Here is a 12724-nt window from a genome sequence, read left to right on the forward strand (position 1 = left end):
GCTTGCAGGTGACGGCGACGTTCTGCTTGAAGACGCCAGAGGCGGGATCGGCAGCTCGTCGGATCTCGTGAGCGCCATGGCAATCGGTGCAGGTTGCGGCAGTGAGATTGCCTTTCTGTAGGATGGCCAAACAGGAGACAGGACAGGGGGCGGTGCGAAGCATCGCGAATCAGGTATTTGATGTTTTCCCCTACAGCGCCACGGTAACCCAGGTAATGATATTGTGACAAGAGGCAGTTGAACAGCGCATAATCCTCCGATTTGAGGCTTACAACCGTGATCCGAAGGGGAATCAATGCCTTGAGACTGTCGCTGATCCCTTCCTTTCGATATGGAACAGATGGATAAGAAGGACGGGACGTAAAAGTAAGTTTCCCCTGGCGGGGAGGCAACACAATAGAGCCAGCTCGCTCCAGTTTCAGCAGGAGGCTGCGGCAGGCCATGTCTTTGTATTGCCCTGTGGGACTTTGCCAGTTCCACAACCTGCAAATCTCCAAAGAGAGGCGGGTGCGGTGCCAGTCGGGGTTGGCAGTAAGCAGCTGTCGGATTTGCTGGACATTTACGGTCATGGATTGTTCCATGCCGTGGAATATCACATAAAAAAACGCGTGAGTCCAGCAAAAATGAAGGGGTTCATGAAACTTTTTTAAGGGGTATTCCGTCAGGAAGAAATCACACCTGTTTTATTACTCCATGCTCAGTAGCGGCAAATTATGTGCCGAACAGTATTGGGACAGACACTATTATCGTGACGATTAGTGGTGTAAAAAACGTCATCGCTGCCATCAAACGGCTGCAGCCGCAGAACCCGTCGGTTCGGGAGGAAGTTCACAAAACAGTGGGGTATTTTGAGACGAATCAAGATCGCATGCGCTATGCTGAATGGATAAAGCATGGCTTGTTTGTAGGATCCGGAGTGATTGAAGCCGGCTGTAAAACGATCGTGGGGCAGCGGCTCAAACAGTCGGGAATGAGATGGACTGTCAGAGGGGCCAACGCAATTATCGCCCTACGTTGCTGTCAGATCAGTGGCCGGTGGGAGGAGTTTTGGGGAAATCGGGCAACGGGATGAGAAGCTTACCCATAAATTTGTCTTACACCCCGTTGCGACCACCTACTAGCATCTAAACCGATACCAGACTATGCGAGCGATGGCGATAAACCTTCTTGCTTATTCCGATGCGCGGGACGGGCATCCTGCAGACGGTAGCGCATATACCGACTGGGGACATGGGCCAAACGGAACGGTGTCAGGGCCCCCACGCCTCTCATACAAGAGAGTGTGTCCCCAAAAGAACCACTACTGGACCGAGCTTGGACACAGGCAACGAGTAGAGGGGAGCCCGACGGCTTCTCTACGGACCCTGACCATTCTTGGGATGACTGCCTCTTAGGCCTGACGCACTGCCAATAGCTGGATCGAGTGTATGAGGGGTTCGCTTTCCCAACAACAATTGAAAAGGTCCTGTCTGGTCATCGTTAGTCTCATTTCTGAAAGTCATGAATCCGAAGTGGAAAAAGCGAACGATTGTCAATGCCGTTCTTCCAAGTTTGAAAAAGCGGTTCTTGACACCCAAAAACGGGTGGTGGTATCCTCCGCTCGAAAAAGGAACTTCCTATCAATGAATCAATGACGAGCCGTCCATCGGGCTCGCGCCGGTGCTCGCCAGCGCACACTGGAGACGGCGGTCCAGATCAACCGACGCTTCGGCACGGCCGATTGTACTGATGGAGTTGAGCATCAAGACGGTGCTCGGCATGGCGAGCCGCAGCCTACGTGATAAAATCGTGGCGCATCGTGCACGAGAAGCCGGTCGCCGAGCTCCTGGCCGCGCAGGACTCCTGGTGGAGTTCTACTAAACGATTCTCCCGACCGAACGTCTGGTGCATCCTAACGGAAGATTTCACCTTTCAGAAAGGGGTCCTCATGTATCGAATCGTCGCGTGCATCATCGCAATCCTGACCGTCGGCGCGGTCGGCGTCGTCTGGGGCCAGGAGCCAAAGACTGAGGAACAGAAGACGTTTTACGCCCTAGGGCTCGCGCTCAGCCAGAATCTCGGCTCGTTCAATCTCAGCGAGGCCGAGCTGGATCTGGTGAAGTCAGGCCTCGCCGACGGGGTCCTGAATCGGACGCGGAAGGTCGATCTGCCCGCGTACACCGGCAAAATTCAGGAGTTGCAGGTGTCGCGTCAGGCCGCCACCGCCACCGTCGAGAAGAAGCAGGGCCAGTCGTTCCTCGATAAGGCCGCCGCCGAGAAGGGGGTGACCAAGACGGCCTCGGGCGTGATCGTCACCACGCTCAAGCCTGGCACCGGACCCTCGCCCGCGGCCAGCGACAAGGTGAAGGTGCACTACACGGGCACCTTGATCGACGGCACTGTCTTCGACAGCTCCGTGCAGCGCGGGCAACCGGCCACCTTCCCGCTCAACGGCGTGATCAAGTGCTGGACCGAAGGCGTCGCCACCATGAAGGTCGGCGGTAAGGCCAAGCTGGTCTGCCCTAGCGACGCGGCCTACGGCCTCCGGGGGTCGCCCCCGAAGATCAAGCCGGGCGCCACGCTGGTCTTCGAGGTGGAACTGCTGGAGATCGTGAAGTAACGTACCTGAGAGCTGTGCTGACTCCGCCCGCCCGGCTGACCTAGTATCGCGACGGGAGGTGCGGACATGTTCAACGACGTCGTGACGTCGAAGTAGGGTCTGCGCGCCTTCATCGCGACCGCGCCGTTCGTGCTGCTCGCGATCTCCAGCGCCGTTTCACAGTGCGATGTCTCGCCCAAGGGCGCCACGTCGGACTTCGTGCTGGTACTTGACCCCACGCATCTCGTCGGGTCCTATCGCTCGGGCAACAACCGCATCGATGGAATGACCAACGTTCTCAAGAATCCGCACGTGGGAATGATCCTCTTGGTGCCGGGGCGTGGGGATATGTTGCGCGTCAACGCTGCGTCTCCATCATCCGCGACGAGGAGATCCTGGCGCGCCTGGCCGTGCATGGCAAGCTCCCCAAGGTCGCGCTCGGCGTCGAGGTTGAGGAGGCGTACCTGCACTATTCCAAGGTCTTCCTCCATTCGACGGATCATTCGGGTAGAATTGCGATCGATTGGGACGTTGATGACGGGGGGAGGCAACGTGCGCCGACGTCGCCTGGTCGGTATTCAGTGGATCAAGGTCTTGAGGCCGGGGTATGGGCTTTGGCTCGCCCCCTTCATGTCGCCACCTTCCCAGAGAAGGGGATCGTCAAACTCGAGGTGCTGAAGCGAGCCTATATATTCGCGTGGCGTCCCCAACGGGATTCGAACCCGTGTTTCAGCCTTGAAAGGGCCGCGTCCTGGGCCGGCTAGACGATGGGGACATTGAAGGGAAGACCGGCTCTTTATAACATAGTTCCGGTTACATGGGAAGGGCTGGTTACGAGATCCTTTGGCGGCGGGTCATCACCTCCACCCGGCCACGGTCGTTAATGAACAGATTTAAGAGACCACTGATCAGGCTTAACAGGATTGCCCCGAACACCGCAGACCAGAAGCCATGCACCTCGAACCCCTGGATCATCAGCGAGACGAGTTTCAGGAGCGCTGCGTTGAGCAACGGGATGAAAAGCCCCAGTGTCATGATCGTGAGTGGAAGCGTCAAGATCACGAGCACAGGTCGCACAACGGCGTTGACCACCCCGAGAAAAAAGGCGGCTGACAATGCAGGCAGGACCCCCCGCACCTCGATGCCAGGGATGACGGTTGATACGATTAAGAGGGCCAGCGCGTTGAGAAAAAGTCGGACGAGAAAGCCCATCACTCGCGCCTCAGGGTTGATTTAGCCGAACTCGCCCCGAAGGAACCGTTCCCGGGCGTCGAGTCGCATCCGTTTGCCGCTGGTGGTCTTGCTCAGAGTTCCTGGTACGACCAGCAGGACCTGGTCTAGAACCGTCCCGCCCGCTGGTCGATAAACGTCATCCACTCGAGCACGGATCTCCCTCATCAAGGTTTCCCGGCGCGGCTCAGGGCAGTGTGGCTCTGCAAACTCGACAACTGCCACTACACGCTGGGTTCCGGCTCTGACGTCGGTCACGCCAAAGACGACGCTCCGGCCCGGCTTGACTCCCTCAACGGTTTCGATGACCTCTTCCAGGAGGGCCGGGGCATAGTTGCGGCCACCCTTGATCACCGTCTCTTTCAGCCTCCCGGTGATGTACAGCTCTCCCGCAGAGTCGATCATTCCCTCATCGCCGGTGTGCAGCCATCGGTGTCCGTCTCGATCGAGAATTACCTGCGCGGTCGCCTTCGGGTCCCCAAAATAGCCATCCATAAGGCTTGGCCCCGTGACGGTCACCTCTCCGAGATGTCCTGCCGGGAGCTTGTTGCCTTCAGTATCAATGATTCGGATCTCAAAATTCGTCAGCGGCCGCCCTACAGATACCCACTCCTCGCCCCGCTGGCGGCAGACCCGATAGGGCGCTGCGAGGTCTGGGAAGGAGACGGCGAGCGTCATCTCAGCCAGCCCATATACCGGCGACAGCGCTTCCCGACGGAGACCGAACTGGCCGAACTCGCGTTGAAACGCTTCCATTGCCTGCACCGTAACCGGCTCAGCGCCGTTCATTAAGATCCGGATGCGGGAGAGGTCAAGACGGCTCCCTTGTCCATAGGTCGGATGTTGCTCAAACCGTCTGGGGGAAATCTGGCACATTCGTGCGAGCCGGCCGATGGCTGAGTTATTTGAGACCGAGATCGTCGCTCCGAACTGATGAAGCGCCCAGATCCAGCGGAGTGGGTCGCGGGTGAAGTCGGTAGGCGACATCAGGTAGGTTTCTAGACCGAGCGCAAAGGATCCCAGCGTGATCCCGATGAGCCCCATATCGTGGTAGAGCGGTAGCCATGAAACAACCTTATCGTCAGGCCTCGGTTGGACCATTTCCCCGAATGCCTGAATGTTGGCCAGGATCGCTCGATGGCTAAGCACTACACCCTTCTGGACGCCGGTTGACCCGGAGGTAAACTGTATCAGTGCCGTTGCGTTGCCGTCGAGACTCGGCGTCCGAAACTTTGCGGTTCCTCGCAGAAGATCGGACGCAGCCACAAAAGCAGGCGCCTCAGGGAGAAACCGGGCGGCAGTGTGACACACGGGAGCGAAATCTTGTTCGGCGATCACCACGGCAGGCCGGGAGGTCTGACAGATGTGGACCTGCTGGTCGACGTAACGGCTGAGGCGCTGAAGCCCTTCCAGTATTGCCATGAGAGGCTGCCCCGCCTTCTTCCCCTGTCGCCAGCGTTGGGCTAATGGCTGTCGTAGGAGCCGGTCGATCGCCCATTTGGCTGGGGTATATGTGCGGGTGGCCCTCGCCGCAGCCAGGGTGTGCAGCAGGCCTTTCGGGAGAAGCAGGGGTGGGTAAGTGGGAACGGCCACAGCACCCGCTAACCAGGTTCCGAACAGGGCTTGAAGGATCGGTCGCCCGGTGGGGAGCATGATGAGGACCCGGTCGCCCGGCCGAACCCCCAGTTCCTGAAGAAGCGCTGCCACTCGCTCGGCTTCCTGGTACAACATGCCGAACTGAACCGGCTCACCGGGGTCAAGGCCGCGGAGCAGATAGCACCAGGCCTCATCCATGCGGTGTTCCGCTTGGTAACGGACGATCTCGCCGATCGTGTCCGAAACCTTGAGGGCAGCGAGTGAGGAGGGGTCAAAAAGGTCGGGCTTCGAGGAAGAGGTCGTCATGGTTACGTATTCACCTAGAGGTGTACTTGAATCCAGCGATGACGGGTAGCGTGATGCCCTTTCTGAGGCGTTGAAATGAGGTTGACTAAGCTTGCATAGCATACTATCCTCGGCCTGGCAAGCAATTGTCACAAGGGAACACGCCATGCGACCGCATGGGAAGGGTGGTGATGGCCGCGTTCGGGTGTCGTGATTCGCGGCAGGGTCATGCGCTGATGCAGGAACTCGCCATAGTTCGAAAGATGCTTGGCCGACTCGAAGCCAAACTGCTGGAGGATGATACTGATCATTTCCCAAAGGGGGATGATCAGGAACTTCGCCTCGCTCTGCAGCGTATTGGCGATGACCGGTTGACTCAACTGATGCTGGGTTATGCCGTCTGTGTCCGGGGGCTCACTGCGCCGATGGCGTCTCGCGCATGGAAGCAGGAGTTGGCGGAGGAGGCGGAGGATACCCACCGTCTCCTCCTGAGCCGCCTGCAGAGGCTAGAGCGCCTGGCTCGGTCCCCCGTGGGACGTCTGTGGCTGCGGTTGCAGGCCTGTCTTTACCGGGTCTTTCATCAGTCTCCCCATCCACAGCGCCTGCCTTCACCCAAGGAGAATGGCAACCGTGGGCAGTTGCTTTGATAGGAAAACTGATCCGGTGGCTGATCGTTCTCCCGCTCCTTGGCCTTCTGCTCTACGTCGGACACCCATTCCTCCTGAGAGCCATGGGCCGCTACCTGATCACGGAGGATCGTCTACAAAAGGCCGGCGCGATCGCGGTTCTGGCAGGGGATGGAGGCGTCGGTCGCACGCTCGAGGCTGTCAGGCTCTACCAGGATGGCCATGCCCCCAAGATCGTCCTGACCCATCAGCGCTTGCCGAAAGGGTACGAAGCGCTGGTACGGCTGAGTCTTACCGTCCCGGAAGAGCGAGGCATCCAATTGATGGTTCTCAAGGCGATGCGGATCCCTGCCACCGCCGTCCTTCAGGTCAGTGAGCGGGCTGACAGTACCGATACAGAGATGATCTACCTCGCACGTCTTCTCAAAGAGCACCAGATAGGAACAGTTATCCTTGTTACGGACAGATCGCATTCAACGCGGGCAAGGAAGATTCTGGCCCGCGTCTCCGGTGGGAAGATTGTGATCATCAGCCGGCCTACCCGCTACGACACCTTTGATCCGGAAGGATGGTGGCGATCTCACGCTGACGCTAAAGAGGTCTTGATGGAATACGCGAAGCTGCTCAACTACCTCGTGCAGTCGGCGAGTGCCGGCCTCACCGGCTGGCGGAAAGGTGGGAGTGATTCGGCCGTTTCGGCCGAGGGTACATTCTGACTATCAGGATCTAAGGTCTGGTTGCTGCGAGAGTTAAACCGTTCATGGATGGAGGGACACGTCATGCAAGAGAAGCGAGGGATGTTTGACAAGATTTGGGGGGCCATGGAACCGACCAGCCAGGAGCCGACACGGCAAGCTCCAATGATGGAGATGTCGACGAGCGCTTTTGTCGTCGGTGAGAAGATTCAGATTCACGGTGAGTTAACCGGCGAAGGCGACATCCACCTTATGGGTAAGTTTCACGGGACTATTGATCTTGTTGGAACGGTCGTGATCGGAGAGTCGGCTCAAGTAGAGGCCGATATCGCTGCGACCAACATTAGTGTTGGCGGCCACGTAAAAGGCAATCTGATCGCCAGCGGACGGGTCGATCTCCTGCCAACCGGCAGCGTAACGGGTAACGTGAAGACCGGCAGCATCGCTGCCGCAGAGGGTGCCTCCTTGCATGGCGAGATTGAAATCAATCGCCGACAGATCCAAGGCCAGATGGAGAGGGACCGGATCGGTCCAGTCTAGCCTGAGAAGCCCAGTTGCGCTCAGAGCACTTGACAACAAGCGTGACGAGGAGGACGTATGGCCTTTATGCGGTTTGATAAATTCACCTTTAAGGCGCAGGAGGCGATTCAGCAGGCCCAGAAGCTTGCCGAGGAGCGGGAGCATCAGACGATTGACGTCGAGCACCTGTTGCTGGCGCTAGTCGACCAAGCGGAAGGGGTGGTTCAGCCGATCCTGAGAAAGGTGGGGACAACCCCCGGCCAGGTCGCCTCACGACTCATAGAGGAGCTTAGGCGACTCCCCAGGGTCTCCGGTTTGCCACAAGGCCAGGTCCACATCACGCCGCGCATGGAAAAGGTGTTGAACGCGGCGCTGTCCGAGGCGGAACGCCTGAAGGATGAATATGTCAGCACCGAGCATCTGCTCCTGGCGATCTCCGACGAGGATGGCGGCGCCGTCGGGAAGGTCCTGCGCGAGGCCGGAATCACGAAAGACAGGATCTACGCGGCCTTGCAGGAGTTCCGCGGCAGCCAGCGCGTTACCGACCAGGCTCCAGAGGAGAAGTACCAGGCGCTGGAACGGTACGCTCGCGATCTGACCGATCTAGCTAGAAAAGGGAAGTTAGACCCGGTCATCGGTCGGGACGATGAAATCCGCCGGGTGATCCAGGTCCTGGCGCGTCGGACCAAGAACAACCCGGTCCTGATCGGCGAGCCTGGCGTGGGGAAGACTGCCATCGTGGAAGGGCTGGCGCAGCGGATCGTCAACGGGGATGTGCCGGAGTCACTGAAAAACAAGCGCGTCATGGCGCTGGACATCGGCGCACTTGTGGCCGGGAGCAAGTACCGTGGGGAGTTCGAGGACCGGCTGAAGTCGGTCCTGCGCGAGGTCACTGAACAGCAGGGGCAGATCGTCCTCTTCATCGACGAGTTGCATACCCTTGTTGGGGCTGGCGCGGCCGAGGGGGCTATTGATGCTTCGAACATGCTCAAGCCTGCGCTGGCCCGAGGTGAGCTTCGGTGCGTGGGGGCCACGACACTGGACGAATACCGCAAGCGGGTAGAGAAGGACGCCGCGCTTGAGCGACGCTTCCAACCGGTCCTGGTCGGTGAGCCGTCAGTAGAGGATACCATCTCGATCCTCCGTGGTCTGAAGGAGCGGTACGAGGTCCACCACGGCGTCCGGATCAAGGACTCGGCGCTGGTGTCTGCTGCGGTTCTCAGCAACCGGTACATCGCCGACCGGTTCCTGCCGGACAAGGCGATCGACCTGATCGATGAGGCGGCATCACGCCTCCGGATGGAGATCGACAGTATGCCGACAGAGCTGGATGAGCTCAGTCGGCGAGCCCGACAGCTCGAGATTGAACGCGAGGCCCTGAAGAAAGAGACCGATCCGGAGTCGCAGGAGCGCCTTGCGCGTTTGGCAGACGAGCTTGCGGAGATCCGGACCAAAGAGGAAGGGCTCAAGGCCCGCTGGGAACAGGAGAAGGGATTCATCCAGCGGATCAGGAGCCTCAAGGAGCGGACTGAGGCGGCGAAACTCCAGGAGCAGATGGCCGAGCGGCAGGGAGAGCTGGGGAAGGTCGCCGAGCTCCGCTATGGCCTGGTCGCCTCCATGCAGAAGGAGATGGAATCCGAAAAGCGCGGCCTCGAGCAGGTCCAGCAGGATGGCGCCATGCTCAAGGAGGAGGTCGATGAGGAAGACATCGCTGAAGTCGTCTCCAAGTGGACCGGGATTCCGGTCACCAGGATGTTGGAGGGGGAGACGCAGAAGCTTCTGACTATGGAGGACAAGCTCAGGGAGCGGGTAGTGGGGCAGTACGAGGCGATCACCGCGGTGAGTGATGCAATCCGCCGCGCCCGCTCGGGGCTCCAGGATCCGAATCGGCCGATAGGCTCGTTCATCTTTCTGGGGCCGACTGGGGTGGGGAAGACGGAGCTCGCCCGGGCGCTGGCTGAGTTCCTGTTCGACGATGAGCGCGCGATGGTCCGCCTGGACATGAGCGAGTACATGGAGAAACACACGGTCTCCCGCCTGGTCGGCGCGCCGCCGGGGTATGTGGGGTTCGAGGAGGGGGGCCAGCTCACCGAGGCGGTCCGGCGTCGCCCGTACTCTGTCCTGCTCCTGGACGAGATCGAAAAGGCCCACAGCGACGTCTTCAACATCCTGCTGCAGATCCTGGACGACGGCCGCCTGACCGATGGCCATGGGCGGACCGTGGACTTCAAGAACGTGATCATTATTATGACCAGCAACCTGGGCAGCCAGGCTATCCAGGAGCTGGGCGGCCGTGATGACGAGGAGATGCGACGACGGGTTATGGAGGCCGTGAAGGACCACTTCCGGCCGGAGTTTCTCAACCGCGTCGATGAGATGCTGATCTTCCACACCCTCTCGCTGGCCCAGATCAAAGCGATTGTGGAGATCCAGCTCAAGCATGTGGCGAAGCGACTTGCCGAGCGGAAACTCGGTCTTGAGGTTACGGAGCAGGCCAAAGAGTTCCTGGCCAGGGAAGGGTACGATCCAGTCTTTGGGGCGCGTCCGCTCAGGCGAGCCATCCAGCGAGTGCTGCAGGACCCGCTGGCCCGTCGGCTGCTGGAGCATGAGTTTGCCGAAGGCGACACCGTGAGAGTCGATGCAGCTCGAGGAGAACTGATCCTGAGTAAGGACTAACAGAAGCCTTCAGCTATCAGCAGTCAGCTTTCAGCAAGATCAAGCAGATGCCAGAGCGCGTGCAAGCAGTGCGTGTTTGCCATATTACGGGGAGCACAAAATAGCTTCCCCCCCCTTTCGTAAAGGGGGGTCAGGGGGGTTTTGAACCATCAGAAAATCCCCCTCAATCCCCCTTTCGTAAAGGGGGAAGTTGCTTGAGATGCTGTGTGAGAATGCAATCTAGTTAGCGCTCCCTGTCATAACTGCTGATGGCTGACAGCTGAGAGCTGACCAGCTATCACGGAGTGATCCATGGCACCGGTCCCGTATATCGAACAGATTCGGCGGCTCTATCCGAACGATCCGCCTTACCAATGGACGGTCAATCTCGCGAGCCCGTGGGCGCCGATGCTCAAGCCGGTTCGGGACTGTCGGATTGTTCTGATCAGTTCCGGGGGGATGTACCACCTCACACAGGAGCCGTTCAATCCCGTCAAGAACGACCTGACCTTCAGAGAGATCCCGAAAACGGCCGATCTTGCCGACCTCCGAATCTCCCACTACTCCAAGAACGCCCGGGACGTCAAAGACCTCAACACGATCTTCCCCCTCGATCGGTTCAGGCAGTTGGAGGCCCAGGGGCACATCGGCGAGCTCGCGCCGTACGCTTTCACCTGTATGGGACGAATCTTCACACGGACCAGGCTCCAGAAAGAGATGGCGCCGCATCTGATCGAGCGCCTACAGGAGATGAGCGTCGATGCGGCCTTCCTGGTCCCGGTCTGACAGTTGTGCCACCAGTCCGTGGGACTGTTCGCCCGCGCGATCGAGGAGGCCGGTATCCCAACCCTCATGCTTTCCGCTGCCCTCGACATCACCTCCTCTGTCAAACCTCCCCGCGCCGTCTTCGTGAACTTTCCCCTCGGTCACCAGGCCGGTAAGCCGTGTGACCCGGAGGGGCAGACCCGGATCCTTCTCGACGCGCTCCACGTCCTGGAGACGGCGACCACTCCAGGCACCCTCGTCCAGCTTCCCTACAAGTGGGACGAGCACGATCCCCTGGATTCCTGGGAAGCGGAGGAGATGCTCCACCCTTCGCTGGTGTGACCCACCTTTACAGACGCTTCCCTCACGGTATCCCCCGAGATCGTCCCCACAAAACGCCTCTCTTTCAACCCATTTTGCCTTGACAGGAGAAGGCCATGGGATTACTATTTGCGTGAATTTGACGCATCTTTTTCATAGTCTATCAAGGGAGCCAGAGCGTGAAGCGTCTTATCGATGTTGACCCGGAAATTGCTGAAGTGATTCGGCTCGAAACCGAGCGTCAGGCCACCAAGCTGGAGTTGATCGCCTCGGAGAATTTTGTCAGTGCTGCGGTGATGGAGGCGGCCGGCTCTACGCTCACCAACAAGTATGCCGAGGGGTACCCGGGACGCCGCTACTACGGTGGGTGCGAATTTGTTGACATGGCGGAGAACTTGGCGATCGAGCGAGCCAAGCGGCTCTTTGGCGCCGACCATATCAACGTCCAGCCGCACTCCGGCACGCAGGCCAACATGGCCGTCTACTTTGCTGTCCTGGAGCCCGGGGATACCATCCTTGGGCTGAACCTGTCCCACGGGGGCCACCTGTCCCACGGCAGCTCGGTCAACTTTTCCGGCCGCTTCTTCAAGGTGATCCCGTACGGTGTAGATAGGGCGACGGAGCAGATAGACTTTGACTCGCTACGATCTCTCGCGAAGACACACCGGCCCAAGCTGATCGTAGTCGGCGCCAGCGCCTATCCCAGAATCCTCGACTTCGCGAGGTTTGGCGAGATTGCGAAAGAGATCGGCGCGCTCGTCATGGTCGATATCGCCCACATCGCCGGGCTGATCGTGGCCGGGCTTCACCCAAGTCCCATTCCCTACGCCGACTTCGTCACCACCACCACCCATAAGACCCTTCGCGGCCCGCGAGGTGGGATGATCATGTGTAAGGCGGAGTATGCCCCGGTTCTGAACAAGCAGGTCTTTCCCGGGATGCAGGGCGGTCCGCTGATGCACATTATTGCGGCCAAGGCGGTGGCGTTTGCTGAGGCGCTCTCGCCGGAGTTTGCCACTTATCAGCGCCAGATCGTGGCGAATGCGAAGGCGTTGGCGGAGGCGCTGCAAGGGCACGGCTTCCGTCTGGTCTCCGGCGGGACCGATACCCATCTCCTCCTGATCGATCTGCGAGGGAAAGGGCTGACGGGGAAGGCGGCTGAGATCGCGCTGGATCAGGCTGGGATCACGGCCAACAAGAACGCTATCCCCTTCGATGAGGAAAAGCCGACCGTGACCTCCGGCATTCGGATCGGGACGCCGGCCGTGACGACTCGGGGGATGCGGGAAGGCGAGATGAGGGAGATCGCGAACCTCATTGCCGACGTTCTGAAAGATGCCTCGAACACTGCGGCTCTGTCTGGGGTCGCGGCCCGTGTGAAAGAGTTGTGCGACTCCTTCCCGTTGTACCGAGAGCAGCTTGCCCTCTCCTCTCCCCACCTGGCGTAGGATCCT

The 12724-nt window shown here is 59.4% G+C and carries 12 protein-coding genes, 1 tRNA gene and 1 pseudogene; 9 read left to right on the forward strand and 5 right to left on the reverse strand.

Going from position 1 to position 12724, the window contains the following annotated elements; translation table 11 throughout:
- On the reverse strand, positions 1-581 hold a 581-nt coding region (locus tag CLG94_RS13965; RefSeq protein ID WP_121592139.1), incomplete at its 3' end, for a Druantia anti-phage system protein DruA.
- A gap of 263 nt (positions 582-844) precedes the next feature.
- Here CLG94_RS13965 and CLG94_RS13550 point away from each other — a divergent pair.
- Positions 845-1072 (forward strand): annotated as a pseudogene (locus CLG94_RS13550) (ISKra4-like element ISDesp4 family transposase); the annotation flags it as partial.
- Positions 1073-1777: 705 nt separating this feature from the next.
- Positions 1778-2599 carry an FKBP-type peptidyl-prolyl cis-trans isomerase gene (locus CLG94_RS04425; RefSeq protein ID WP_239993115.1) on the forward strand — a complete coding sequence of 274 codons (822 nt, stop codon included), beginning with the start codon at positions 1778-1780 and terminating at the stop codon, positions 2597-2599.
- Positions 2600-2832: 233 nt separating this feature from the next.
- Here the strand turns inward: CLG94_RS04425 and CLG94_RS14095 are convergent, their stop codons facing one another.
- The 4 genes from CLG94_RS14095 to CLG94_RS04445 form a co-directional block, all read right to left on the reverse strand.
- Positions 2833-3048, reverse strand: a complete 216-nt coding sequence (locus tag CLG94_RS14095; RefSeq protein ID WP_153062388.1) for a hypothetical protein — start codon at positions 3046-3048, stop codon at positions 2833-2835.
- 228 nt (positions 3049-3276) lie between these two features.
- Positions 3277-3353 (reverse strand) — tRNA-Glu (locus CLG94_RS04435).
- Positions 3354-3409: 56 nt separating this feature from the next.
- A complete protein-coding gene (locus tag CLG94_RS04440; protein ID WP_107561665.1) occupies positions 3410-3790 on the reverse strand; it encodes a phage holin family protein in 381 nt (126 codons plus the stop codon).
- A 21-nt stretch (positions 3791-3811) separates the two neighbouring features.
- Positions 3812-5710, reverse strand: coding sequence for an AMP-binding protein (locus CLG94_RS04445; protein ID WP_161954019.1), 1899 nt, complete (start codon positions 5708-5710; stop codon positions 3812-3814).
- A gap of 155 nt (positions 5711-5865) precedes the next feature.
- On the opposite strand from CLG94_RS04445, the gene CLG94_RS13255 reads away from it, so the two are divergent.
- From CLG94_RS13255 to glyA, 7 genes are all read left to right on the forward strand, one after another.
- Complete coding sequence (locus tag CLG94_RS13255) at positions 5866-6336, forward strand: hypothetical protein (protein ID WP_161954020.1); 471 nt, start codon at positions 5866-5868, stop codon at positions 6334-6336.
- Positions 6333-7031: a YdcF family protein gene (locus tag CLG94_RS04455; protein ID WP_161954021.1), complete on the forward strand. Its 699-nt coding sequence runs from the start codon at positions 6333-6335 to the stop codon at positions 7029-7031. Before CLG94_RS13255 ends, CLG94_RS04455 begins: the two co-directional genes overlap by 4 nt.
- 63 nt (positions 7032-7094) lie before the next feature.
- On the forward strand, positions 7095-7550 hold the full coding sequence (locus CLG94_RS04460) for a bactofilin family protein (RefSeq protein ID WP_161954022.1): 456 nt from the start codon (positions 7095-7097) through the stop codon (positions 7548-7550).
- A 66-nt stretch (positions 7551-7616) separates the two neighbouring features.
- Positions 7617-10205 (forward strand): ATP-dependent chaperone ClpB, encoded by a 2589-nt coding sequence (gene clpB / locus CLG94_RS04465; protein WP_193450634.1) that lies wholly within the window; start codon positions 7617-7619, stop codon positions 10203-10205.
- Between the two features lie 291 nt (positions 10206-10496).
- A complete protein-coding gene (locus CLG94_RS04470) occupies positions 10497-10970 on the forward strand; it encodes a glycine/sarcosine/betaine reductase selenoprotein B family protein (RefSeq protein ID WP_107561671.1) in 474 nt (157 codons plus the stop codon).
- Between the two features lie 18 nt (positions 10971-10988).
- The gene (locus CLG94_RS04475) at positions 10989-11291 is read left to right on the forward strand and encodes a hypothetical protein (RefSeq protein ID WP_133174638.1); all 303 of its coding nucleotides are present in this window, start codon (positions 10989-10991) and stop codon (positions 11289-11291) included.
- A gap of 158 nt (positions 11292-11449) precedes the next feature.
- On the forward strand, positions 11450-12718 hold the full coding sequence (glyA, locus tag CLG94_RS04480) for a serine hydroxymethyltransferase (RefSeq protein WP_107561673.1): 1269 nt from the start codon (positions 11450-11452) through the stop codon (positions 12716-12718).
- The last annotated feature ends 6 nt before the right edge of the window (positions 12719-12724 follow it).

This window comes from Candidatus Methylomirabilis limnetica, assembly GCF_003044035.1.
Classification (GTDB): Bacteria; Methylomirabilota; Methylomirabilia; order Methylomirabilales; family Methylomirabilaceae; genus Methylomirabilis; species Methylomirabilis limnetica.

Bases quoted from the DNA above. Each gene is read 5' to 3' on its own strand.
- CLG94_RS04460 (WP_161954022.1), top strand. From the start codon at position 7,095: ATGCAAGAGAAGCGAGGGATGTTTGACAAGATTTGGGGGGCCATGGAA.
- CLG94_RS04470 (WP_107561671.1), top strand. From the start codon at position 10,497: ATGGCACCGGTCCCGTATATCGAACAGATTCGGCGGCTCTATCCGAAC.
- CLG94_RS04445 (WP_161954019.1), bottom strand. From the start codon at position 5,710: ATGACGACCTCTTCCTCGAAGCCCGACCTTTTTGACCCCTCCTCACTC.
- CLG94_RS13255 (WP_161954020.1), top strand. From the start codon at position 5,866: ATGGGAAGGGTGGTGATGGCCGCGTTCGGGTGTCGTGATTCGCGGCAG.
- CLG94_RS04440 (WP_107561665.1), bottom strand. From the start codon at position 3,790: ATGGGCTTTCTCGTCCGACTTTTTCTCAACGCGCTGGCCCTCTTAATC.
- clpB (WP_193450634.1), top strand. From the start codon at position 7,617: ATGCGGTTTGATAAATTCACCTTTAAGGCGCAGGAGGCGATTCAGCAG.